This window comes from Streptomyces sp. NPDC021080, assembly GCF_044333225.1.
GTDB lineage: Bacteria > Actinomycetota > Actinomycetes > Streptomycetales > Streptomycetaceae > Streptomyces.
Genome location: NZ_JBIRQM010000026.1, coordinates 44,876 through 68,393, shown reverse-complemented (window position 1 = coordinate 68,393; position 23,518 = coordinate 44,876). Strand labels below are relative to the sequence as shown.

Below are 23,518 nucleotides of genomic sequence, written 5' to 3'. Positions count from 1 at the left end.
GACGATTCGTGTGGAACGGGAGGCCTCGGGCTGTGGTGGAAACCCTGAGTGTGCTGGTGCTGCTGAGCACCGGACTGGTTGCGGGGGTGCTGTTCGCCGTGGCGATCAGCGTCATGCCCGCCCTGATCGCGATGACCCCCGACCGCTATGTCGACACGCACAAACTGCTCGGCAAGCGCTACGACCGGATCATGCCGTTCATCGTGTCCGGCTCCGTCCTGGTCGACGCGGCGTTCGCCGCACACGCCGACGAGAGCGTGCCGCGCGTGCTGTTCATCGCCGCGGCACTCGCCATGACCGGCGTCGCCGTCGTCTCCCAGACCCGCAACGTCCCCATCAACAACCGGGTCAAGAAGACCCGGCCGCAGGACATCGGCCCCGACTGGGACGACCCGCGGATCCAGTGGCGCGACTGGCACCTGCTGCGCACCTGCTTCGCCGTCGCCGGCTGCGCCCTGACCGCCGCCGCGGTGGTGCTGTCATGACCGCGACCGAGCAGACCACGGCCCCCGGCGCGCGCATCACCCGGACGCTGCCCGGCGACGAGGACCGCGCCGCCGCCAACGCCCGCATGACCGCGATCCTCTCCCGGCCCGATCCCGGACCGGTCGCGGCCCACCTCGCCCTGCTGCACTTCACCGGCCGCCGCACCGGCCGCGCCTACACCGTGCCCGTGGGCGTCCACCGCCTGGACGGCGCCCTGTACATCGCCACCGGGAGCCCCTGGCGCCACAACTTCCGCCAGGGAGCCGACGGCGAGCTCACCTGGAAGGGCAGAACCACCGCGGCCCGCTTCCACCTGGTCACCGACCCCGACACGACCGCCCGCGGATACCTGGAGCTCTACGAGCGCTACGGCGCCGAAGCCGCGCAGCGCCGCCTGGGCATCACCGTGGCCGACGGACCCGCGCCCGGCCCGGACGACTTCCGCGCCGCCGTCACCGGCATCCCGCTCGCCCTCGTCGCCGTCACGCCGGCCACCGCCGACGGCGACACCACCGAACTCGCCGTGAACGAGAGGACCTCCCGATGAGCGCAATCGCTGGCTGGGTCGACTTCGAGCGGGACCTGTCCTCGCAGGCCGACGTCGTCGAGACCATGGCCGCCACCCTGGCCCACCGCGGCCCGGACGGCCAGGGCACCTGGACCGGGGGCCACGCGGCTCTCGCCCACCGGCGCCTGGCCCTGCTCGACGTGACACAGACCGGGAAGCAGCCCGTCGCCCACACCACCGAGGGCGGCACCACCGTCGCGGTCCTCACCCTCGACGGGGCCATCACCAACCACACCCGGCTGCGCACCGAACTGGCCGCCAAGGGCCACCGCTTCACCGGCGGCGGCGACGGCGAGACCGCCCTGCACGCCTACCTGGAGTGGGGAACCGACTTCCTCACCCACCTGGAAGGCCTCTTCGCGATCGCCCTGTGGGACGTCCGCAGCCAAGAACTCCTGCTGGCCCGCGACCGCCTCGGCGTCAAACCGCTCAGCTACTACCCGACCCCCACCGGCGTCGTCTTCGGCTCCGAGGCCAAGGCGATCCTCGCCCACCCCGACGTGGAACCGGTCGTCGACGCCGACGGCCTGCGCGAGCTGTTCGCCCACAGCCGCAAGCCCGGCACGGCCGTCTACCGCGGCATGCGCGAGATCATCCCCGGCCACGTCCTGGTCGTGCGCCGCCCGGGCAGCCACGACAAGCGCTACTGGTCGCTGCCCGCGCGGCAGCACACCGACAGCCTCGCGGACACGATCACCACCGTCCGCGGCCTGCTCGCCGACGCGGTCACCTCCCATCTGCACGCCGACGTGCCGGTGGGCGCGATGCTCTCCGGCGGCATCGACTCCAGCGCCCTGACCGCCCTGGCACACCGGACACTCACCACCGGCCCCCTGCACAGCTTCTCGGTGAACTTCACCGGCTACACCGAGAACTTCCAGCCGCACCCCACGATGCGCTCCACCCCCGACGCCCCCTTCGCCGAACTCGCCTCCCGGCACATCGGCTCGCGGCACACCGAGATCCTCCTCGACACGGCCGCGCTCACCGACCCCGAGGTGCACGCGGCCTCCCTGCGCGTGCAGGACGCCCCCTCCCCCCTCGGCGACATGGACGTCTCCCTCATCCAGTTCTTCGCCCGGCTGCGCGCGCAAGGCTTCGCCGCCGTGCTCTCCGGCGAGACCGCCGACGAGGTCTTCAACGGCTACTTCTGGGCCTACGACCCTAAGCACAGCAACTCCCAGACGTTCCCGTGGGTCTCCTTCGAACGCGGCCACGACGCCGCCGCCGGCGGCCTGGGCACCTCCATGGTCGACCGCCGGCTGCGCAAGGAACTCGACTTCATCGGCTACGCCGACCAGCACTACCGCGACGCCCTCACCGAGGTCCCGCACCTCGACCAGGACACCCCCGCCGAGCGCCGGGCCCGCGAGGTCACCTACCTCGCCCTCACCCGCTGGGCACCCACCCACCTCGACCGCGCCGACCGCATGAGCATGGCCCACGGCGTGCAGCTGCGGCCGCCGTTCTGCGACCGGGCACTGGTCGAGTACGTCTACAACGTGCCCGCCGCCATGAAGCGCGTGGACGGCGTCGAGAAGAGCCTGCTGCGCTCCGCGGTCGCCGACCTGCTGCCCGAGGCCGTGCTGCAGCGCAAGAAGAGCGCATACCCCACCACCCAGGAAGCGGCCTACGGAGACTTCGTGCGGCGCCGGTTCACCGAACTGGCCACCGACCCGAACGCCGCCGTCGCGCCCCTGCTCGACACCTCGGCGACCGCCGACGCACTGGGTGCCGCCGACTCCCCGCAGGGCGCCTTCGCCTGGGTCGAGAGGGCCAGCATGGAAATGGTGCTCCAGCTCGAGACCTGGCTGACCGAATACCGGATCGACCTGCGGCTGTGACCGCCCGCGCGGCCGGTCCAGACCGCTTCAAGACAGCTTCGAGAACCCCCCGCCAGGGTGGGATCACAACCGAAGTAGCCAGGAGGACAACGTGCACCGCACACTGATCGTGGCGCGGATGAACCTCGCCGACGCCGAGGGTGTCGCCAAGGTCTTCGCGGACTCGGACAGCACCGACCTGCCCCACATGGTGGGCGTCTCCAGGCGGACCCTGTTCGCCTTCCACGACCTGTACTTCCACCTCGTCGAGGCCGAGCAGGACATCGGCCCGAACCTGTACAGGGCGCGCAGCCACCCGCTGTACAACGACATCAACACCCGCCTGCAGGAGTTCATCTCCCCCTACGACCCCAACTGGCGTGAGCCGCGCGACGCGATGGCCGTGCCGTTCTACACCTGGACCCCGCAGGACGGCCCCGTCACCACCGCGCCCTCGGGTCCGACCCTGGGCGGCACCCGATGACCACAGCCGCGAACCCCACCAAGGTCAACGTCGAGGACGTCGCCTCCAACCGCAAGCGCGGCGGCGACATCCGGATCACCCTCAGCCCGCGTACCGTCGGCTGCACCTCCGGCTTCGGCGGCACCCTGCGGCTGTCCCCGCAGGAGTACGTCACCGAGCACCTGCACCCCTACTCCGAGGAGTTCTTGCACGTCGTCTCCGGCGAGCTGGAGATCAGCCTCGACGGGGAAGCCGTACGCATCGGCCCGGGCGACTCCCTGCTCGTGCCGATCGGCGTCCGCCACCGCCTGGTCAACGCCGGCCAGGAACCGGCACAGGTGGTGTTCCACCTGTCCCCGCTGGCACCGCGCCCGGAACTCGGCCACGTCGACACCGAGACCCCGCTCGTCGAGGGCGGCGCCAACCCGGACGTCGGAGGGGCACGATGAGCCGTCGTGCCGTCATCACCGGGATCGGCGCCGTCGCCCCCGGCGGCATCGGCCGCGACGCCTACTGGGACCTGCTGTCCAACGGCCGTACCGCCACCCGGGAGATCACCCTCTTCGACGCCTCCAACTTCCGCTCCCAGGTCGCCGCCGAATGCGACTTCGACCCGGTGGCCGCGGGCCTGAGCAACCAGGAAGTCCGCCGGATGGACCGGGCCGCCCAGTTCGCGGTCGTCGCCGCCCGCGAAGCGGTCCAGGACAGCGGCATCGACCTGGGAACCGGGGACCCGGGCCGCATCGGCGTCAGCATCGGCAGCGCCGTCGGCTGCACCACCGGCCTGGAGGACGAGTACGCGGTCCTGTCGGACGGAGGCAAGAACTGGCTGGTCGACCACACCTACGGGGTCCCGCACCTGTACGGCTACATGATCCCCAGCACACTGGCGGCCGAGGTCGCCCGGCAGGCACGGGCGGAGGGCCCCGTCGCCCTGATCTCCACCGGCTGCACGTCCGGCCTGGACGCCGTCGCCCACGGCGTCCAGCTCATCGAGGAAGGCACCGCCGACATCGTCATCGCGGGCGCCACCGACGCCCCGCTGTCCCCGATCACCTCCGCCTGCTTCGACGCCATCAAGGCGACGACACCCAACACCGGCGGCGACCCCGCCGCGGCCTCCCGGCCCTTCGACGGCCGCCGCGACGGCTTCGTCCTGGGCGAGGGCGCCGCCGTCATGGTCATCGAGGACGCCGAGTCCGCCCGCCGCCGGGGCGCCACCGTCTACGCCGAGGTGGTCGGCTTCGCCAGCCGCTCCAACGCGTTCCACATGACCGGGCTCAAGCCCGAGGGCCGCGAGATGGCCGAGGCCATCCGCGTCGCCCTGGACCGCGCACACCTCGACCCGCTGGACATCGACTACATCAACGCGCACGGCTCGGGCACCAAGCAGAACGACCGGCACGAGACGGCCGCGTTCAAGCGGAGCCTGGGACAGCGCGCCTACGACGTCCCGGTCAGCTCCATCAAGTCGATGATCGGACACTCGCTGGGGGCGATCGGCTCGCTGGAGGTGGCCGCCTGCGCCCTGGCGCTGCGCCACCAGGTGGTGCCCCCGACGGCCAACCTGTCGGTCCCCGACCCCAAGTGCGACCTCGACTACGTGCCGGTGACCGCCCGCGAGCACCGCATGGACCACGTGCTCAGCGTCGGCAGCGGATTCGGCGGCTTCCAGAGCGCCATGATCCTCGGCCGCCCCGGCGCCCGGACCGGAAGGGCGGCGGCATGAGCGCGCTCGGCATACCCCAAGGACGACGGCGCCCCGCGGTCGTCACCGGCCTCGGCGTCATCGCCCCCACCGGCATCGGAGTGCGCCGGCACTGGGAATCGGTGCTGGCCGGCAAGAGCGGCCTGGGCCGCATCACCCGCTTCGACCCGTCCTCCTACCCGGTCAAGGTGGCCGGGGAGGTGCCGGGCTTCGACGCCCGCGACCACGTTCCCAGCCGCCTGATCATGCAGACCGACCGCTACACGCACATCGCCCTCGCAGCCGCACAGGCCGCACTCACCGACGCGGACGCCGACCCCGCACAGCTGCCCGAGTACGAGATGGCCGTGGTCACCGCGAGCTCCTCGGGCGGCACCGAGTTCGGCCAGCACGAGATGGAGAACCTGTACCAGCAGGGACCGGCCTGGGTCGGCGCCTACCAGTCGATCGCCTGGTTCTACGCGGCCACCACCGGCCAGGTCTCCATCCGCCACGGCATGCGCGGCCCCTGCGGCGTCATCTGCGCCGAGCAGGCCGGCGGCCTGGACGCACTGGGCCAGTCCCGGCGGCTGCTGGACACCGGCTCCCGGCTGGTCCTGGCCGGGGGGACGGACGCCTCACTGTGCCCGTACGGCCTGACCGCCCAGCTGTCCACCGGCACGCTGTCCACCGAGGACGACCCGACCCGCGCCTACCTGCCCTTCGACGAGACCGCCCGCGGCTACGCACCCGGCGAAGGGGGCGCCATCCTGGTCGTGGAGAGCGAGGAGGGGGCCCGCGAGCGCGGCGCCCCGCACTACGGACGCATCCTCGGCCACGCCGCCGGATTCGACCCGCCCGCCGACTCCGGGCGCCCGCCCGCGCTCGCAGCGGTGATCCGGCGCGCCCTCGCGGACGCCGGGATCACCGCCGGCGCCGTGGACGTCGTCTTCGCCGACGCCGCCGGCGTCGCGGACCTCGACCGCGCCGAAGCCGCCGCGATCAACGAGGTGTTCGGGGCCGGCCGGGTACCGGTGACCGCCCCCAAGACCCTCACCGGCCGGCTGTATGCGGGCGGTGCGGCCCTGGACGTGGCGACCGCCCTGCTCAGCCTGAGCGCCGGCGTGATCCCGCACACCGCCGGCCCGGGCCGGGCCGCCGCGGAGCTGGGCATCGACCTGGTCGTCGACCGCCCCCGGCCCACCGCACCCCAAACCGCCCTGGTCCTGGCCCGCGGGCACGGCGGCTTCGCCTCGGCCCTGGTCGCAGGAGCCGGGAACCGCACCGAGCACGCCACATGACCCCCCGCACAAGCGAAAGGCAGCACACCGTGAGCGAGTTCACCACCGCACCGGCGAAGGCCCGTCCCTGATGGCCGGCCGCACCCAGAACTCCGTCGTCATCGACGCCCCCCTGGACCTGGTCTGGGAGCGCACCAACGATGTGGCCTCCTGGACCGAGCTGTTCAGCGAGTACGCCGTCGCCGAGATCCTGGAACAGGACGGCCCCACCGTCACGTTCCGCCTCGCCCTGCACCCCGACGAGAACGGCACGGTGTGGAGCTGGGTCTCCCGGCGCACCACCGACGCGGCAACCCGCACCGTCCGCGCCCACCGCGTGGAGACCGGCCCGTTCGAGTACATGAACATCCACTGGGAGTACACCCGGACGGACCAGGGCGTCCGGATGCAGTGGACCCAGGACTTCCACATGAAGGACGGCGCCCCGCTCGACGACGCGGGCATGACGGACCGCATCAACCGCAACACCGCGGTCCAGATGAACCTGATCAAGGAAAAGCTCGAGGCCGCCGCACGGGCCGCCCACGCGAGCCAAATCCGCTGACGCACCACAGGAGGGGAACACCGTGGAACTCGCACTGCGCGGCAAGAAGCTGCTCGTCACCGGAGGCACCCGGGGCATCGGCCGGGGCATCGTCCTGGCCGCCGCCCGCGCGGGCGCCGACGTGCTCACCTGCTACCGCCAGGAGAGCGAATACGTCGACAGCCTGCGCCAGGAACTCAAGGAGACCGGCGGCGACCACCACGTCATCCGCGCCGACGTCGGCGAGATAACCGAGGTGGACGCGCTCGTCGAGGACGCCAGGAACCACTACGGGCACCTCGACGGCATCGTCAACAACGCCGGCACGATCACCCACATCCCGTTCGCCGACCTGCCGGCCGACGAATGGTCCCGTGTCATCGACACCAACCTGACCGCCGCCTACCGGATCATCCAGCAGGCCCTGCCCCTGCTCGGCGCCGGCAGCTCGATCATCAACATCGGCTCCCGCGGCGCCGCCGCCGGCATCCCGCTGCGCGCCCACTACACAGCCGCGAAGGCCGCGATGATCGGCCTGACCCGCTCGCTGGCCAGGGAACTGGGCGGCAAGGGCATCCGCGTCAACGTCGTCGCACCCGGCGTCATCGAGACGGAGGCCTTCGAGGCCATGCCCGCCGAGCGCGCCGAGGGACTGCGCGCCACCTACGCCCAAAAGACGGCACTCGCCCGCCTGGGCACGGTCGAGGAACTGGCCGCACCGGTCCTCTTCCTGCTCAGCGACCTCTCCGCCTACGTCACCGGCGAGACCATCAACGTCGACGGAGGCATCTGAGGTGTCCGACGCGACGTTCAGGGTCATGCTCCGCATGCAGATCAAGCCCGGTATGGAAACCGAGTTCGAACGCGTATGGAAAGAGGTGGGCAGCTCGGTGACCGGCCACCCCGCCAACCGCGGCCAGTGGCTGTCCAGGAGCACGACGGACAACGAGGACAGCATCTACTACATCGTCAGCGACTGGACCGACGAGCCCCGCTTCCGCGAGTTCGAGTCCAGCGACACCCACCTCCAGCACCGCACCAAGCTGCACCCCTACCGCAGCGGCGGCTCCATGACCACGATGAACATCGTCGCGAACCTCTCCGGGGCGGCCGCATGACAGCCGCCCTCGCCGTGGAGGTCGTGCTCTACCACCTCTCCGACCGGGGCGAGGACGTCCTGGCGGCCTACCACGAGGCCAGCCGGCGCATGGCCGGCACCCCGGGCCTGCTGGGCAACCAGCTCATGAACGAGCTGGGCCGCCCCGACAGCTATGTCGTGGTCAGCCGCTGGGACAGCTGGACGTCCTTCGAGACGTGGGAACGCGGCACACAGCACAAGGACCAGACGGCGCCCCTGCGCGCCTTCCGCGACACCGAGCGGGACCGCCCGTTCGAGATCTACCAGGTGCTCGCGCGTTACTGAGCCATGCCGCAAGAAGCCCCCGGCCGGACCGCGACGGTCCGGCACGCGGGTGCTCCCGCCGTTTCCCCACCGGATAGGGAAAGCCGAATTCCCCCGGAAAACAAACCGGATACGAAAACCCCTTGAAACGGGCTCGAAGAAGCCTGGAGCGGGGTGGGAACTCTCCTTTCCCTGTGGCTGAATAATCCCCGGGAAATACGCCAGAGCTCGCCGACCGAACACACATCTGCCGCCGTACGAGGGAGCCCCACGTGGCCAGCGCAGCGACGCCGAGCACCGTGCTCGAGCTGTTCGACTCCGATTTCATACGCGACCCGCACCCCACGCTCGCCCCGTTGCGCGAGCAGTCACCCGCACACCTCGTGGCCACCCCCAACGGCCTCAAGACCTGGCTGGTGACCCGCTACGAGGACGCCAGGGCGCTGCTGACCGACCCGCGGGTGAGCAAGGACATGCGAGTCGGCTACGGCCTGGTCCCGCAGAACTTCGTGGACCCCGACAAGCAGGCGCACTTCCAGGCACAGCGCGGAACCCGCAAGCAGTTCGCGACCGAACTGAGCACCACCATGCTGGACAGCGACCCGCCGGACCACACACGCCTGCGCAAGCTCGTCGCCAAGGCGTTCACCATGCGCCAGGTCGAGGCGCTGCGCCCGCGGATCACCGAACTGGTCACCGAACTCCTGGACGCCGTCGAGGGCCAGGACGAGGTGGACCTGATGGACGCCCTCAGCTTCCCGGTCCCCTTCACCGTGATCTGCTGGCTGCTGGGCGTGCCGCCGCAGGACCGCGACCAGTTCCGCCGCTGGTCCAACCTGCTCACCTCCGGCCAGGGCACCGAGGAAGCCCTCGACGCCAGCCAGGACATGGTCGCCTACCTGCGCGCCCTGATCGCCGACAAGCGCCACAACCCGGCCGGCGACATGCTGAGCGCCCTCATCGAGGCGACCGACGAGGGCGAGAAGCTCGACGAGGTCGAACTGATCTCGATGGCCTTCCTCCTCCTCGTCGCCGGCCACGAGACCACGGTCAACCTGCTCAACACCGCAGCCCTGGCCCTGCTCACCAACCCCGACCAGCGGGCCCTGCTGGAGGCCGACCCCGGCCTGTGGGACGGCGCGATCGACGAGTTCCTGCGCATCGACGCGCCGCTGGCCAATGCCACCTGGCGCTTCACCCTGGAGCCGATCCAGCTGGGCGACGTACTGATCCCCAAGGGCGAGTTCATCACGATCTCCCTGAGCGCCGCCGGCCGTGACCCCGACCGCTACCCCGACCCCGACCGCGTCGACATCACGCGCAAGAACTCCGGTCACCTGGCGTTCGGCCACGGCATCCACCACTGCATCGGCGCGCCCCTCGCCCGGCTGGAAGGCCGCATCGTGCTCGGCGAGCTGTTCCGCCGCTTCCCCGGGCTGCACCTCGCGAAGCCCGCGGGCGAGCTGTCCTGGCGGCCGAGCTTCAACCTGCGCGGCCTCGCCGCCCTGCCGGTCCGCCTGCGCTGACCGCGCAGACCCGAGCCGGCCCTTGTCCCGTAAGCCAGTAGCAACCGAGGAGACTTCCGTGAACCGTCCCTCCTGGGCACCGCCCGAGGTCGACATCGAAAAGCCGAGCATCGCCCGCGTCTACGACTACTGGGTCGGCGGCACGCACAACTTCCCGGCCGACGTCGCGGTCGCCAAGTCCATCGCGGACAAGAACCCCCTGCTGCCGCGCACCCTGCGCTCCAACCGGGCCTTCTTGCGCCGCGCGGTCAAGGAACTGACCTCCCTGGGCATCGACCAGTTCCTCGACATCGGCTCCGGCATCCCGACCGAGGGCAACGTGCACGAGGTCGCACTGGAGAACAACCCCGACAGCCGCGTGCTGTACGTGGACATCGACCCGGTCGCCGTGGCACACGGCAAGGCCATCCTCGCGGGCAACCCGCAGGCCGCGTCCCTCCTGGGCGACCTGCGCAAGCCCGGCGACATCCTCGCGTCGAAGGAGATCGGGCTGATCGACTTCTCCCGCCCCGTCGCCCTGATCTTCGCCGCGGTCCTCCACTTCGTCAGCGACGCCGACGACCCGAAGGCCATGCTGCGCCAGTTCACCGCGAAGCTCGCCCCCGGCAGCTACGTCGTCATCTCGCACGCCGGCATGGACAAGAAGCCGGCGCCCGAGGAGGTCCCCGCCTCCGCCCAGGAGACCTACGTGCGCAACGTCAGCGAGGTCTACTGGCGCGACACCGCCGAGGTCACGGACCTGTTCGAGGGCCTGGAACTGCTCGAGCCCGGCGTGGTCCCGGTTCCGGTGTGGCGCATCGGCCCGGAGGGCGACCCCGAGGGCTTCGGCGCCGAGGCCCATGCCCTGGCCGGCGTCGCGAAGAAGGTCTGAACCGCCTGGCCCCGACAGCGAACGAACCCACGATCTGGCTGAATTGGAGTGACTGATGGAGACCGATCTCCGCAACAAAGTCGTGCTGGTGACCGGGGCTTCCTCGGGCATCGGACGGGCGACCGCCGTCGCGTACGGCAGGGACGGGGCGCGCGTCGCGATCACGTACAACGACAACGAGCAGGGCGCCAAGGAGACCGCCCGGCTCGCCCGCGAGGCCGGCGCCGCCGACACCCTGACGGTCCGTTACGACCTCACCGACGAGGCTGTCATCCAGGACGCGGTCAAGACCGTCGCCGACACCTGGGGCGGCATCGACGTCCTGGTCAGCAACGCCGTCGTGTGGTCCGAGGGCATACCCCGCCCCGGCCGGGTGATGCCCGCGTTCGAGGACGCCGACCCGAAGCTGTGGCAGGAAGTCCTGCGCACCAGCGTCGACGCCACCTTCCACACGGTCGCCGCCGCGCTGCCGTTCATGCGCGGCCGCGGCTGGGGCCGCATCGTCATGGTCTCCTCGGGCCTCGCCGACTACGGCATGGTCGGAGGCGCCGCCTACGGCGCGGCCAAGGCCGGCCTGCTGGGCATCGCCCGGAGCCTGACCTGGGAACTGGCCCCGGAGAACATCCTGGTCAACGTGGTCGCCCCGGGGCAGACCCTGACCGAGAACGTGCGCCGGATCGCCCCGGCCGCCGCGCTGGAGGCCAAGGCCAAGACCCTCCCGTCGGGCCATCTGTCGGTGCCCGAGGACGTCGCGAACACGATCGTGTTCCTCGGCTCGCGCGCCAACGGCAACATCAACGGCCAGACCGTCCGGGTCACCGGCGGAGCCTGACACCCGCCGAGCCCGCACACCGCCGCGTCCGCACCCGCGGACGGCGGCGGCCCGGGCGCGCGCCCGACTCTCCCGGCCGGTGACCTCGACCATGAGAAACGAAGAGACCCCGATGACCGAAGAAGCCCCGAAGTTCACCTTCCCCTTCAGCCGGGACTACCCGACCCGCTGCCCGGTCGACTTCGCCGCACTGCGCGAGCAGCGGGTGGCGCAGCTGACGATGCCCAGCGGTTCGCCCGGCTACATGGTCGGACGCTACGACGACGTGCGCCGGGTCCTGCTCGACCCCCGGTGCAGCGCGGACCTGCACCGGCCCGGCGTGCCGCTGATGACCAACTGGCCGCCGCTGGAGAGCCTCAACTTCACCGACCCGCCGCAGCACACCCGGCTGCGGCGGCTCGTCGCGAAGGCGTTCACGCCCGAACTGGTGGAGAGCTTTCGTCCGCGCATCCACCAGCTCACCAACGAGCTCCTCGACGAGATGGAGCAGGCCGGCAACGGCGCCGACATCGTCGAGGCGTACGCGCATCCGCTGCCGATCAACATGATCTGCGACCTGCTGGGCGTGCCGCGCGGCGACCGCTCGCAGTTCCGCAAGTGGTCGGAGGCCTTCCTCGTCCTGGAGAACAACCCGGTCGAGGAGATCCAGGCCGCGGCCAAGGAACTGCGCGATTACCTCGGCTCGCTCGTCGCCGACAAGCGCTCCGCCCCGGGGGACGACGTGCTCAGCGCACTGGTCGCGGCACGCGACGACGGGGACCAGCTCACCGAGGGCGAACTGGTCTCCACGGCCACCCAGCTGCTCATGGCCGGCCACGAGACGACGTTCCTGCAGATCGGGCTGTGCGTCGCCACGCTGCTGCTGCACCCGCAGCAGCTGGCCGACCTGCGGGAGCACCCGGAGCTCATGCCCAACGCGGTCGAGGAGCTCATGCGCTACCAGGGCCCCGGCGACGGCGCCGCCTACCGGATCCTGCTGGAGGACATGACCTTCGGGGACGTCACCATCCCCGCGGGCAGCGGAGTCCTCGCCGCGATCAGCGCCGCCAACCGGGACGAGGAGCGCTTCGCGCAGGCGGACCGGCTCGACATCCGCCGCGAGGATCCGCGCCACCTCACGCTCGGCCACGGCATCCACCACTGCCTGGGCGCCCCGCTCGTGCGCATGGAGATGCAGATCGCCCTGACCAACCTGTTCGACCGGTTCCCCACGCTGACCCTCGCGTGCACCGAGGACGAACTCGAATGGATGCCCGGACGGCTGCTCAGCGGCTTCCGCACCGTCCCGGTCACCTGGTGACCGCCAGCCCGGACTCCCCTGGAGGAACCATGCGTGTCGTCCGCTACCACGAGCACGGCGACCCCGGCGTCCTGCGTGTCGAGGACGCCCCCAAGCCGGAGGCCAAACCCGGCGAGGTACTGATCCGCGCCGAGGCGATCGGCGTCAACTACGCCGACGTGCAAAAGCGCCAGGGCCTGCCCATCGGCGGCCCCGCCACCCTGCCCGCCGCGCCCGCCGGCGATGTCGCCGGTGTCGTCGAGGCGATCGGTCCGGGCGTGACCGGTGTGGCGGTGGGGGACCATGTCGTCGCCCCGGTCCGCAGCGGGGCCTACGCCGAGTACGCGACGGCGTACGCGGCCACGGTCTTCCCGATCCCGGACACCCTCGACGCCGCCCAGGCCACCGCGCTGCCCAGTCCCGGTGAGACCGCCTACCACGTGCTCACCACGGTCGGCCGGCTGCAGCCCGGTGAGACCGTCCTCATCAACGCGGCTTCCGGCGGCATCGGCCACCTCCTGGTCCAGCTCGCCCGCGCCAAGGGCGCCGGCCGCATCATCGGCACCGTCGGATCCCCGGCCAAGCTCGACTTCATCCGTTCCGTCGGCGCGGACGTCGCGATCTGCTACGGGCACGAGGACTGGGTGGAGGAGGTCCGCGCGGCGACCGGCGACAAGGGTGCCGACCTGGTGCTCGAGACGGTCGGCAACGAGGTCCTGGCGCACAGCATCGAGCTGGCCGCCCGCTTCGGCCGCATCGTCTGCTACGGCGGCGCTTCGGGCGAGCGCCCGCCGGCCATCTCGCCCTGGGACTTCATCGACATGAAGTCGCTGCACGGCTTCAACCTGTACGCCCTCTTCCAGGACCGTCCCGAGGTCATCGCCGCGGGCCGCAAGGAACTCCTGGAATACGTGGCGTCCGGCCAGGTCACGCCCGCCGTGCACAGCCGGATCCCGCTGGAACAGGCAGCCAGGGCACACGAGTTGATGGAGTCCCGGCAGCACACCGGCAAGGTCGTGCTGGTTCCCTGACGGCCCGGCGGTCGGCCGGCGGGCCGACCGCCAGGCCGGTTGCACCGCTCTCTGATCATCGGCTAGGATACCGGGCATCTGTAATCGACACAGAGGACGTGGCCAAGCAGCAACGAACAACGAAGAACCAGGATCAGCAGTCGACTGACGACTGATCAGTGGTTGAGAGGGCCGAAAAGGCCGGAGTCGGACTGGATCCGACCATCCCATCTCCGCTGCGACAACAGCAGCGTTCTTCAGCGAGTTCGTTTTGCGTGCTCCCACTCCGAGTGGCGCTCGTGTATCACAGCACCGCTCCTCGATTACAAGGATTCCTCATGGCTTCCCCCGCAGCCGAGCCGGCTCTCGACGTCTCCGCCGCACCGGCTTCACCGGCCCGCACCAACACGATCGTGTTCACCCTCATGGTGGCGGTCTTCCTCTCCCTGCTGGACACCCAGATCGTCGCCACCGCACTGCCGCACGTGGTCAGCGACCTGGGCGGACTGGACCAGTTCGCCTGGGTCACCACCGGCTACCTCATCGGCGGCAGCGCCGCCGTACCCGTCTACGGCAAACTCGGAGACCTCTTCGGGCGCAAACGCGTCTTCATGAGCTCCATCGCCGTCTTCCTCGCCGGATCCGCCCTGTGCGGCCTCGCCCAGACGATGGGTCAGCTCATCACCTTCCGCGTCCTGCAGGGCATCGGCAGCGGCGGCCTGTTCATCTGCGTCCTCGCCGTCATCGGCGAGATGTTCTCCCCGCGGGAAGGCGCCCGCTACTACGGCTGGTTCGCCATCACCTTCGGCGCCTCCTCCCTCCTGGGCCCTACCCTCGGCGGCATCCTGACCGACCTCGCCAGCTGGCGCTGGGTGTTCTTCGTGAACCTGCCCGTCGGCATCGTCGTCCTCGCCGTCGTCTCCGCACTGCTGCACCTGCCCGCCCGGCCCCGCCAGAAGGCCCACATCGACTACGCCGGCGTCGTCCTGCTCGTCGTCTCGATCGTCGCCCTCAACCTCCTCACCGGCTGGGCCGGCGTGAAGTACTCCTGGACCTCGCCCGTCATCCTCGCCCTGGCCGCCGCAACCGTCCTCGCCGTCACGCTCTTCATCCTCGCCCAGCGCCGCGCCGCCGACCCGGTCATCCCGCTCCGGCTCTTCGCCGACCGGACCTTCACGATCGTCGTCATCCTCAGCTTCATCGCCGGTTTCATCGGACTGGGCGTGCTCAACTACCTGGTCCTGTGGCTGCAGACCGTCCTCGGCCTCGACGTACAGCAGTCCGGCTACGCCCTGACCGCTTTGATGCTCGGTGTCGTGGTGACCTCCTGGCTCAGCACCAAGGCCATCGGGCACAGCGGGTCCTACCGCTGGTTCCCGGTGCTCAGCATGGCCGTGTTCGCCGTCGCGGGCCTGCTGTTCTCCACCGCCGGCCCCGACACCGGCATCCCGCTCACCGTCGTGTACGTCCTGCTCTTCGGCATCGGCGCCGGCCTCAACTCGCAGGCCCTGAGCCTCGCCGCCCGCAACACCGCCGGCATGCAGGACGTCGGCGCCGTACAGGGCACCACCAACCTCATGCGGCAGCTCGGCACCGCTCTTGGCGTCTCGCTCTTCGCCGCCCTGATGAACTCCCGGCTCAACACCGGCCTCCACGAGCGGCTCAGCGGCGAAACCGGCACCCGCCTCAACAAGGACGGCTCGCTCTCGCCCGAGGTGCTCGGCCGCCTCTCCAGCTCCGTGCGCGCCGAAGTCGTCGACATCTACGCCGACTCGCTGCGCGCCACGTTCTACGCGGTGATCCCGATCGCCCTGATCGGCCTGGTGGCCGCGCTCTTCCTCAAGGACGTCAAGCTCGCCGGCGGCCACGGCCACGGCCACGGCGATGCCGCATCCGGGCAGCCCGGCGACGACACCGCCGCCCCCCGCGAATCCTGACCCTCCCACTCCACGAGTGGCCCCCCGCACGGATTTCCGCCGTGCAGCACATCCCAAGGAGACACACGCATGATTCTCGTAACCGGTGCCACCGGCAACGTCGGCTCCGAACTCGTCGCCCAGCTCGCCGCCGACGGCGTGCCTGTACGGGCGATGACCCGCAACCCCGGCAAGGCGAACTTCCCCGACGGCGTGGAGGTCGTCGCCGGCGACTTCGACCAGCCTGACACGCTCCCCGCCGCCCTGGCCGGCGTCGACCGCGTCTTCGTCTGCCCGCCCGGATACGGACCCGAGGGCCCGGTCCAGGAGCGCACCCTGGCCGCCGCCGCCCGCGAGGCCGGCGTCAAGCACCTGGTCAAGCTCTCCACCAGCGGCGTCGGCTACGGCGCCACCGACCCGCTGACCTCCGGCCACCGCGCCGGCGAACAGGTCATCCAGGAATCCGGCCTGGAGTGGACCATCCTGCGTCCCGGCACCTTCATGGTCTACCTCTACGGCTACGCCGACACCATCGGCAAGGAACGCACCATGTACGTCACCGAGGGCGACCCGGTCTCCGCGATGATCCACCCGCGGGACATCGCCTCGGTCGCAGCCAAGGTCCTCACCACCCCCGGCCACCAGGGCCAGGCCTACACCCTCACCGGCGGCGAGGCCCTCAGCCCGCAGCGCCAGGGCGAGATCGTCGGCGAAGCCCTCGGCCAGGAAGTCCAGGTCGTCGAACGCACCCAGGCCCAGACCCAGGCCGAGTTCGACCGCCTCGGCTGGGGCGGCCCCCGCCTCGAGGCCCTGCTCGAACTCAAGCGCCAGTCGGCCGCCTGGGACTGGAAGATCTCCGACTCCGTCGAGAAGATCACCGGCAAGGCCCCGCTGACCCTGCGCGACTGGGTCCAGGAGAACATCCACATCTTCGGCTGAGCCGCAGCACACCGTGTGGGGCCGACGGGGCCGGGAAAACTTCCCGCCCCGCCGGCCCCACACCCTTGATCCCGCTCCGGCGGCGGCCCAGCCGGACACCAGGGCCGTTCGAGACGACCTCTCCATGCTGGGACCCGAAGCGCAAGCTCCGCCGACGCAGTGGGGAGTACGACAGATGACGCACAGCCCGCTCCACACCCGGCTCGGCCGGACAGGGCTGCAGATCAGCAAACTCGCCTTCGGCACCGTCAACTTCGGCGGCCGGCTCGACGAGGCGGGCGCCCACCGCCTGCTCGATCACGCCGTCGCCCAGGGCGTCACCTTCCTCGACACCGCCAACACCTACGGCTGGCGCGTCCACAAGGGCCACGCCGAGGAAGTCATCGGCAGCTGGCTGGCCACCCGCCCCTCCCGGCGCGAGGACATCGTGCTCGCGACCAAGGTGGGCGACCCCATGGACGACAGCCCCTACCGGCAGGGACTGTCGGTGCGCAACATCGTCTCCGCCTGCGAGGCCTCACTGCGCAGGCTGGGCACCGAGTGGATCGACCTCTACCAGATCCACCACGTGGACCGTGCCGTCGGCTGGGACGAGATCTGGCAGGCCATGGAACTCCTCGTCGCCCAGGGAAAGATCCGCTACACCGGATCCTCCAACTTCGCCGGCTGGGACATCGCCCGCGCACAGGAAGCCGCCCGGCAGCGCCACTTCCTGGGTCTCGCCTCCGAGCAGTGCGTGTACAACCTCGTGACCCGGCACGCGGAACTCGAAGTGATCCCGGCCGCACAGGCCTACGGCCTGGGCGTCCTGGTCTGGTCGCCCCTGCACGGCGGCCTGCTCAGCGGCATCCTGCGCAAGCTGCGGGAGAACACCGCCGTCAAATCGGGCCAGGGCCGCGCACTGCAGGCCCTGGAACACCACCGCGAGACCATCGAGGCCTACGAGAAGCTCTGCGCCGACCTCGGACGCGACCCCGCCGAGGTCGGCATGGCCTGGGCCCTGTCCCGCCCCGGGGTGAGCGGACTCGTCATCGGCCCCCGCACCCCGGCACACGTCGACGGCGCCCTCGCCGCCCTGCACGAGCCGCTGCACCAGGACGCACTGGACCGGCTCGACGCGCTCTTCCCCCCGATCGGCCGCGGCGGACCGGCACCCGACGCCTGGCTCTCTTGACCCACCGACGAAAGGACCGGCACCTCATGGCCAAGGACAAATTCACCGACCCGCGGATCGTTCCCCACGAGTCGGACCAGGAACGCGAAGCACGCGAGCGGCTCACCAAACTCTTCGAGGAAAGCCCGATCCCGCCCAAGTACCTGATCGACAACCTGCCCGTGTACCTGCGCCGCCACCAGCTGGCCGACCTGCTGTCCATGGACGCCCTGTACCGCATGCTGCCCGAAGTCCCGGGCACCATCATGGAGTTCGGCGTCCTGCACGGCCGCCACCTGGCGACCCTGACAGCCCTGCGCAGCATCTACGAGCCCTACAACTCGCTGCGCCGCATCATCGGCTTCGACACCTTCACCGGCTTCCCCGAGGACATCGAAGCGGTCGACAAGGTCAGCACCAGCGCCGTCCCCGGCCGGTTCGCGGTACCGGACGGCGAGGTCGAGCACCTGCGCGAGGTCCTCGCGGCCCACGAACTGTCCGAACCGTTCGGGCACACCCAGCGCTCCTTCGTCGTCCAGGGCGACGTCCGCGAGACCGTCCCGCAGTACCTGAAGGAAAACCCGGAGACGGTCATCGCGATGGCCTACTTCGACCTCGACCTGTACCAGCCGACCAAGGAACTGCTCGAGGCGATCCGCCCGCACCTGACCAAGGGCAGCATCCTCGCCTTCGACGAACTCGCCCACCCCAAGTGGCCGGGCGAGACCACGGCCCTGCGCGAGGTCTTCGGCCTCGACCACGCCCCGCTGCGCCAGCTGCCGGGCCGCGAGCCGCCGGTGATCTACATGAAGTGGGGCGAGTGAGCGGACGACGGACGAGGACGAGCCGATGCCGACCACCGCAACGCTCAGCGCACGTGAAGACGTCGGACTGCCGGCCAGGCTGGCCCGGTCCGCCGCCGACGCCGGATCGGGCATGTCCGTCGAGGACTTCACGACCTGGTTCGCCCACCGCGCCCAGGCCAACCGGTTCCGGGTGGAACGGATTTCGTTCGCCGACCTGGAGTCCTGGTCCTTCCACCCGCAGACCGGGAACCTGGTCCACGACACGGGCCGGTTCTTCAGCGTGGAGGGCCTCCACGTCACGGTGGGGGAGGACCCCTTCCCCGAGTGGCAGCAGCCCATCATCAACCAGCCCGAGGTCGGCATCCTCGGCATCCTCGCCAAGGAGTTCGACGGCGTCCTGCACTTTTTGATGCAGGCCAAGATGGAGCCCGGCAACGCCAACCTGATCCAGCTGTCGCCGACCGTCCAGGCGACACGCAGCAACTACACCAAGGTCCACAAGGGCGCCGACGTGAAGTACCTCGAGTACTTCACCGGCACGGCCGGAGCGACCGTACTGGCCGACGTCCTGCAGTCCGAGCACGGCGCCTGGTTCTACCGCAAGTTCAACCGCAACGTCATCGTCGAGACCACCCAGGACGTCGTCCTGCACGACGACTTCTGCTGGCTGACACTCGGCCAGATCGGCGAACTGCTGCGCCGCGACGACGTGGTCAACATGGACTCGCGCACGGTCCTGGCCTGCCTGCCCGTCCCCTTCGAGGAGACCGGCGTCCTGCACACCGACGCGGAACTGCTGTCCTGGTACGCGGCGGAGCGCTCCCGCCACAGCGTCGACGTGCGCAGGACCCCGCTGCACGGCGTCTCGGGCTGGCGGCGCGGCCCCGAATCCATCGACCACGAACGCGACTGGTACTTCCGGGTGGTGGCCGTGCGGGCCCAGGCCTCCAACCGCGAGGTCGGATCCTGGACCCAGCCGCTGTTCGAACCCCGCGGCCAGGGCGTCATCGCCTTCGTCACCCGAAAGATCGGCGGCGTCCCCCACCTGCTCGCGCACGCCCGGGTGGAGGCCGGCTTCATCGACTCCATCGAACTCGCGCCCACCGTCCAGTACACCCCCCGCCACTACGCGCACCTCACCGGGGACGCCCGGCCCCCCTTCCTCGACCTGGTGCTCGGCGCCGATCCCGGCCAGATCCGCTACGAGGCCGTCCACTCCGAGGAAGGCGGCCGGTTCCTCAACGCACAGGCGCGCTACCTGATCGTCGAGGCCGACGAGACCCAGGCCCCCGACGAACCGCCGCCGGGCTACCGCTGGCTCACCGCAGGACAGCTGAACACACTGCTGCGCTACGGCCGTTACGTGAACGTGCAGGCCCGCACGCTCATGGCCTTGCTCACCTCACACGCCGTCGAGCTGTGACGACCCAGGGAACCCACAGATGACGACCCACCACGCCGGCACGACTAGGACCGCGACCGCGGGAGCCCGGGAACTCGCCGTCAAGGGCGCCTTCGCGTTCACGCCCAAGATCTTCCCCGACGACCGCGGCCTGTTCGTGGCCACCTACCAGCAACCCCTCTTCACCGGCGCGACCGGGCACGCCTTTCCCGTCCACCAGGCCAGCCAGAGCCACTCCCGGCGGGGCGTGGTGCGCGGTGTGCACTTCACCTCCACCCCGCCGGGCACGGCCAAGCACGTCTACTGCGCGCGCGGCCGGGCCCTGGACCTGGTGGTCGACCTGCGGGTGGGATCACCCACGTTCGGCACATGGGACTCGGTCCTGCTCGACCAGGAACACTTCCGCTCGACCTACCTGCCCGTCGGCGTCGGCCACGCGTTCGTCGCCCTCGAGGACGACACCGCGATGGTCTACCTGATGTCCGGACCCTTCGTCACCCGAAACGAGCACGCCGTCTCCCCGCTCGATCCGGCACTCGCCCTGCCCGTCACCATCGAGGGCGTCGAGCCGATCCTGTCCGAGCGCGACATCGCGGCCCCCACCCTGGAACAGGCCCTCGAACTGGGCCTCCTGCCGGACTACCGGACCAGCCTCGCGCTCGAGGCGGCACTGTGACCGCCACCCCGCCCCCACCGCTCGTCGCCGTCCTCGGCGCCCGCGGCTACCTGGGCACCGCCATCACCCGCGAACTTGCCGCACAGGACATCCGGCTGCGGCTGGTCTCGCGCCGCCCGGCCACGCCGGCCCAGGGCACCCGCGCCGCGGTCGAGACCGTGGCCGCGGACCTCACCGACCCCGGGCAGCTCGCCGCCGCCGTCAAGGACGCGGACGCCGTCATCCACCTGGCCGCCCGCATCTCCGGCGCGACCTCGTGGCGCGGCGCGGGCGCCGACCCGGCCGTCGAACGGGTCAACGTCGGCCTGGTGCACGACCTCGTACGCGTCCTGCGGGAGAACGCCGTACCGGGCCGCCGCCCGGCCGTGCTGTTCGCCGGAACCGTGGCCTCGGTCGGCGTCCCCGGCACGGTCCGCATCGACGGCTCCGAACCGGACGACCCCCAAAGCGCCTACCCGCGGCAGAAACTGCAGGCCGAACTGGCCCTCAAGGCGGCCGGCGACGAGGGCCTGATCCGGGCCGTCTGCCTGCGGATGCCGACCATCTTCGGACCCGGCCCCCAGCAGAGCGCCGCCGACCGCGGCGTGGTCGCCACCATGATCCGGCGTGCCCTGGAGGGCAGACGCCTGGAGCTGTGGGACAAGACCGTCCGCCGGGAGATGATCCACGTGAGGGACGTCGCCCGCGCCTTTGCCGCCGCCCTCGAGCACACCGACGCCCTCGCGGGCCGGCACTGGCTCATCGGAACCGGCCGCAGCGAACCGCTCGGCGACATGTTCACAGCGATCGCCGCGGCCGTGGCGCACCACACCGGAGCGGACCCCGTCCCGGTCGTCGAGGTCCCGCCGCCGGGCGAGGCCGAAGCCACCGACCTGCAGGGCATGGAGGTCGACGCGTCGGCCTTCACCCGGATCACCGGCTGGCAGCCCGTCACGGACCGCTCCGCCGCCCTGGCCGCGCTCGTCGCCCAGATCGCCGCCCGCACCACCGCGAGCCGGGCCTAAAGGGGGGCTTCGATGCGATGGATCGTGCACGGCGAACGCCCCCTGTACGAAAGCCGGTGGGTGGACCTGCTGCTGTCCGACATCGAGTTCCCGGACGGCTCACGCCAAGACCACCACCTCGTCAGGATCCCGCCGTCCGTGGCCGTGGCCATCACCGACGGCCAGGACCGGGTACTGATGCTGTGGCGGCACCGCTTCACCACCGACACCTGGAGCTGGGAACTTCCCGGCGGCGCGGTGGAACAGGGCGAAACCCCCCTCCAGGCCGCCGTCCGCGAGGCGGTCGAGGAGACCGGCTGGCTCCCCTCCCGCCTGACCCCGCTCGGCTACGTCCAGCCGATCACCGGGATCACCAACGCCGAACAGCACATCTTCATGGCCGCCTCGGCCACCCGGGTGGGCACACCCACCGACCTCCACGAATCCGACGCGATGGCGTGGATTCCGCTGCGGGACATGCCGGAGCTGATAGCGAACCGGCAGCTCGTGGCGGCCGCCACCCTCGTCGGCGTACTGCAGATGCTGGCCGACCGGGCCGTTGAATCGAGAGGCTGACCCATGCGCGTACTCCTGGCCTGTGCCGGTATCAAGACCCACTTCTACAAGACCGTCAACACGGCGTGGGCACTGCAGAACGCCGGACACGAGGTGCTGGTCGCCGGCCACCCGGTCCTGGTCGACGACATCGTCCAGGCCGGCCTGTCCGCCGTCGCGGTGGGCACCGACCACACCATGTTCGCCCCCGCACCCGCCGGCACCACCTCCTACAGCCGCGAGTGGGACTTCACGTTCTCCACCCCCGAAACCCTGACCTGGGACTACCTGCACGAACTGCACGAGGCCCTGGTCGGCCGCTTCCACACCACCCTCAACAACGACACCTTCGTCGACGGGATGGTCGACTTCGCCCGCACCTGGCAGCCCGACCTGGTGCTCTGGGAACTCGGCACCTACGCCGGCGCCATCGCCGCGCGCGCCACCGGCGCCGCCCACGCCCGCATCGTCTGGGGCCAGGACGTCACCATGCGCGCCCGGGAGGAGTTCCTCGCCCTCAACCGCGCCCGCCCGACGCACCAGCAGAGCGACCCGCTCGCCGACTGGCTGGGCAGCGTGGCCGCACGCTTCAACGACACCTTCGACGAGGAACTCGTCACCGGCCAGTGGACGGTCGACCTGCTGCCCGAGAGCGCCCGCCTCACATCCGGCCTCAAGACCGTCCCCAGCCGCTACGTCCCCTACAACGGCCCCTCCGTCGTACCCCAGTGGGCCTACGAACCCCCGCAGCGCCCCCGCGTCTGCCTCACCCTCGGCGTCGCCGGACGCGAACGGGGCCTGGACTACATCTCCCAGGCCGACCTGCTCGACGCCGTGGCAGACCTCGACATCGAGATCATCGCCACGATGGACAGCCTCCAGCGCGAGAACCTGCGCCAGGTGCCGGACAACACCCGGCTCGTCGACTTCATCCCGCTGCAGGCCCTCCTGCCGAGCTGCTCGGCGATCGTCCACCACGGCGGCTCGGGCACCTGGGGCACGGCCATGCTGTGCGGAGTCCCCCAGATCGTGATCGCCGCCACCTGGGACACCCCGGTCAAGGGCCGGCACCTGGAGCGCGTCGGCGCCGGACTCTACATCCCGGCCGGCGAACTCAAGCCGGACCTCCTGCGCGAGAGTCTCGTCAAGGTCCTGGCGGAGCCGTCCTTCAAGGAAGCCGCCGAACGCCTCCGCCAGGAAGCCCTCGTCGAACCCACCCCGAACGACACCGTCCCCATCCTCGAGCGCCTGACCGCCCAGCACCACGCCCGGCGACACCCCACCGGCCCCCAGCACCGGTGACCACCCCCCGCCCGC

At 70.8% G+C, this 23,518-nt stretch carries 25 protein-coding genes; all 25 read left to right on the top strand.

What is annotated here, in order from left to right; genetic code table 11:
- The first annotated feature begins 32 nt into the window (after positions 1 to 32).
- The 25 genes from ACH4S8_RS40895 (at position 33) to ACH4S8_RS40775 (ending at position 23,503) form a co-directional block, all read left to right on the top strand.
- Positions 33 to 485 (top strand): DUF1772 domain-containing protein, encoded by a 453-nt coding sequence (locus tag ACH4S8_RS40895; protein ID WP_398403651.1) that lies wholly within the window; start codon positions 33 to 35, stop codon positions 483 to 485.
- Positions 482 to 1,033 carry a hypothetical protein gene (locus ACH4S8_RS40890; RefSeq protein ID WP_398403649.1) on the top strand — a complete coding sequence of 184 codons (552 nt, stop codon included), beginning with the start codon at positions 482 to 484 and terminating at the stop codon, positions 1,031 to 1,033. The genes ACH4S8_RS40895 and ACH4S8_RS40890 overlap by 4 nt, the downstream gene beginning before the upstream one ends.
- Positions 1,030 to 2,898 (top strand): asparagine synthase (glutamine-hydrolyzing), encoded by a 1,869-nt coding sequence (asnB, locus tag ACH4S8_RS40885; RefSeq protein ID WP_398403647.1) that lies wholly within the window; start codon positions 1,030 to 1,032, stop codon positions 2,896 to 2,898. The genes ACH4S8_RS40890 and asnB overlap by 4 nt, the downstream gene beginning before the upstream one ends.
- Positions 2,899 to 2,989: 91 nt before the next feature.
- A complete protein-coding gene (locus tag ACH4S8_RS40880) occupies positions 2,990 to 3,361 on the top strand; it encodes a TcmI family type II polyketide cyclase (RefSeq protein ID WP_398403645.1) in 372 nt (123 codons plus the stop codon).
- Positions 3,358 to 3,789, top strand: coding sequence for a cupin domain-containing protein (locus ACH4S8_RS40875; RefSeq protein ID WP_398403643.1), 432 nt, complete (start codon positions 3,358 to 3,360; stop codon positions 3,787 to 3,789). Before ACH4S8_RS40880 ends, ACH4S8_RS40875 begins: the two co-directional genes overlap by 4 nt.
- Positions 3,786 to 5,069 carry a beta-ketoacyl-[acyl-carrier-protein] synthase family protein gene (locus ACH4S8_RS40870; protein WP_398403641.1) on the top strand — a complete coding sequence of 428 codons (1,284 nt, stop codon included), beginning with the start codon at positions 3,786 to 3,788 and terminating at the stop codon, positions 5,067 to 5,069. The genes ACH4S8_RS40875 and ACH4S8_RS40870 overlap by 4 nt, the downstream gene beginning before the upstream one ends.
- Positions 5,066 to 6,328 (top strand): ketosynthase chain-length factor, encoded by a 1,263-nt coding sequence (locus ACH4S8_RS40865; RefSeq protein ID WP_398403639.1) that lies wholly within the window; start codon positions 5,066 to 5,068, stop codon positions 6,326 to 6,328. The genes ACH4S8_RS40870 and ACH4S8_RS40865 overlap by 4 nt, the downstream gene beginning before the upstream one ends.
- A 70-nt stretch (positions 6,329 to 6,398) precedes the next feature.
- Complete coding sequence (locus ACH4S8_RS40860) at positions 6,399 to 6,872, top strand: SRPBCC family protein (RefSeq protein WP_398403637.1); 474 nt, start codon at positions 6,399 to 6,401, stop codon at positions 6,870 to 6,872.
- Positions 6,873 to 6,894: 22 nt separating this feature from the next.
- Positions 6,895 to 7,644 carry an SDR family NAD(P)-dependent oxidoreductase gene (locus tag ACH4S8_RS40855; RefSeq protein ID WP_398403635.1) on the top strand — a complete coding sequence of 250 codons (750 nt, stop codon included), beginning with the start codon at positions 6,895 to 6,897 and terminating at the stop codon, positions 7,642 to 7,644.
- Between the two features lie 25 nt (positions 7,645 to 7,669).
- A complete protein-coding gene (locus ACH4S8_RS40850) occupies positions 7,670 to 7,969 on the top strand; it encodes an antibiotic biosynthesis monooxygenase family protein (protein ID WP_398403632.1) in 300 nt (99 codons plus the stop codon).
- Complete coding sequence (locus tag ACH4S8_RS40845) at positions 7,966 to 8,274, top strand: antibiotic biosynthesis monooxygenase family protein (protein ID WP_398403630.1); 309 nt, start codon at positions 7,966 to 7,968, stop codon at positions 8,272 to 8,274. Before ACH4S8_RS40850 ends, ACH4S8_RS40845 begins: the two co-directional genes overlap by 4 nt.
- Positions 8,275 to 8,525: 251 nt before the next feature.
- Positions 8,526 to 9,779, top strand: coding sequence for a cytochrome P450 (locus tag ACH4S8_RS40840; RefSeq protein WP_398403628.1), 1,254 nt, complete (start codon positions 8,526 to 8,528; stop codon positions 9,777 to 9,779).
- A gap of 58 nt (positions 9,780 to 9,837) precedes the next feature.
- Entirely contained in the window at positions 9,838 to 10,650 is an 813-nt protein-coding gene (locus ACH4S8_RS40835; RefSeq protein ID WP_398403626.1) for an SAM-dependent methyltransferase, read from the top strand.
- 55 nt (positions 10,651 to 10,705) lie between these two features.
- The gene (locus tag ACH4S8_RS40830) at positions 10,706 to 11,482 is read left to right on the top strand and encodes an SDR family NAD(P)-dependent oxidoreductase (RefSeq protein ID WP_398403624.1); all 777 of its coding nucleotides are present in this window, start codon (positions 10,706 to 10,708) and stop codon (positions 11,480 to 11,482) included.
- A 112-nt stretch (positions 11,483 to 11,594) separates the two neighbouring features.
- The gene (locus ACH4S8_RS40825) at positions 11,595 to 12,782 is read left to right on the top strand and encodes a cytochrome P450 (RefSeq protein WP_398403622.1); all 1,188 of its coding nucleotides are present in this window, start codon (positions 11,595 to 11,597) and stop codon (positions 12,780 to 12,782) included.
- Positions 12,783 to 12,811: 29 nt separating this feature from the next.
- Positions 12,812 to 13,792: a zinc-binding alcohol dehydrogenase family protein gene (locus tag ACH4S8_RS40820; protein WP_398403620.1), complete on the top strand. Its 981-nt coding sequence runs from the start codon at positions 12,812 to 12,814 to the stop codon at positions 13,790 to 13,792.
- 317 nt (positions 13,793 to 14,109) lie between these two features.
- Complete coding sequence (locus tag ACH4S8_RS40815; RefSeq protein WP_398403618.1) at positions 14,110 to 15,708, top strand: MDR family MFS transporter; 1,599 nt, start codon at positions 14,110 to 14,112, stop codon at positions 15,706 to 15,708.
- A gap of 69 nt (positions 15,709 to 15,777) precedes the next feature.
- A complete protein-coding gene (locus tag ACH4S8_RS40810) occupies positions 15,778 to 16,626 on the top strand; it encodes an SDR family oxidoreductase (protein ID WP_398403616.1) in 849 nt (282 codons plus the stop codon).
- A gap of 175 nt (positions 16,627 to 16,801) precedes the next feature.
- Positions 16,802 to 17,800 carry an aldo/keto reductase gene (locus tag ACH4S8_RS40805; protein WP_398403614.1) on the top strand — a complete coding sequence of 333 codons (999 nt, stop codon included), beginning with the start codon at positions 16,802 to 16,804 and terminating at the stop codon, positions 17,798 to 17,800.
- 26 nt (positions 17,801 to 17,826) lie between these two features.
- On the top strand, positions 17,827 to 18,603 hold the full coding sequence (locus tag ACH4S8_RS40800) for a class I SAM-dependent methyltransferase (RefSeq protein WP_398403612.1): 777 nt from the start codon (positions 17,827 to 17,829) through the stop codon (positions 18,601 to 18,603).
- A gap of 25 nt (positions 18,604 to 18,628) precedes the next feature.
- Entirely contained in the window at positions 18,629 to 20,008 is a 1,380-nt protein-coding gene (locus tag ACH4S8_RS40795) for an NDP-hexose 2,3-dehydratase family protein (protein WP_398403610.1), read from the top strand.
- 19 nt (positions 20,009 to 20,027) lie between these two features.
- Entirely contained in the window at positions 20,028 to 20,663 is a 636-nt protein-coding gene (locus ACH4S8_RS40790; protein ID WP_398403608.1) for a dTDP-4-dehydrorhamnose 3,5-epimerase family protein, read from the top strand.
- A complete protein-coding gene (locus tag ACH4S8_RS40785) occupies positions 20,660 to 21,667 on the top strand; it encodes an NAD-dependent epimerase/dehydratase family protein (RefSeq protein ID WP_398403606.1) in 1,008 nt (335 codons plus the stop codon). Before ACH4S8_RS40790 ends, ACH4S8_RS40785 begins: the two co-directional genes overlap by 4 nt.
- Before the next feature lie 12 nt (positions 21,668 to 21,679).
- Entirely contained in the window at positions 21,680 to 22,222 is a 543-nt protein-coding gene (locus ACH4S8_RS40780; RefSeq protein ID WP_398403604.1) for an NUDIX hydrolase, read from the top strand.
- A gap of 3 nt (positions 22,223 to 22,225) precedes the next feature.
- Entirely contained in the window at positions 22,226 to 23,503 is a 1,278-nt protein-coding gene (locus ACH4S8_RS40775; protein ID WP_398403602.1) for an activator-dependent family glycosyltransferase, read from the top strand.
- The last annotated feature ends 15 nt before the right edge of the window (positions 23,504 to 23,518 follow it).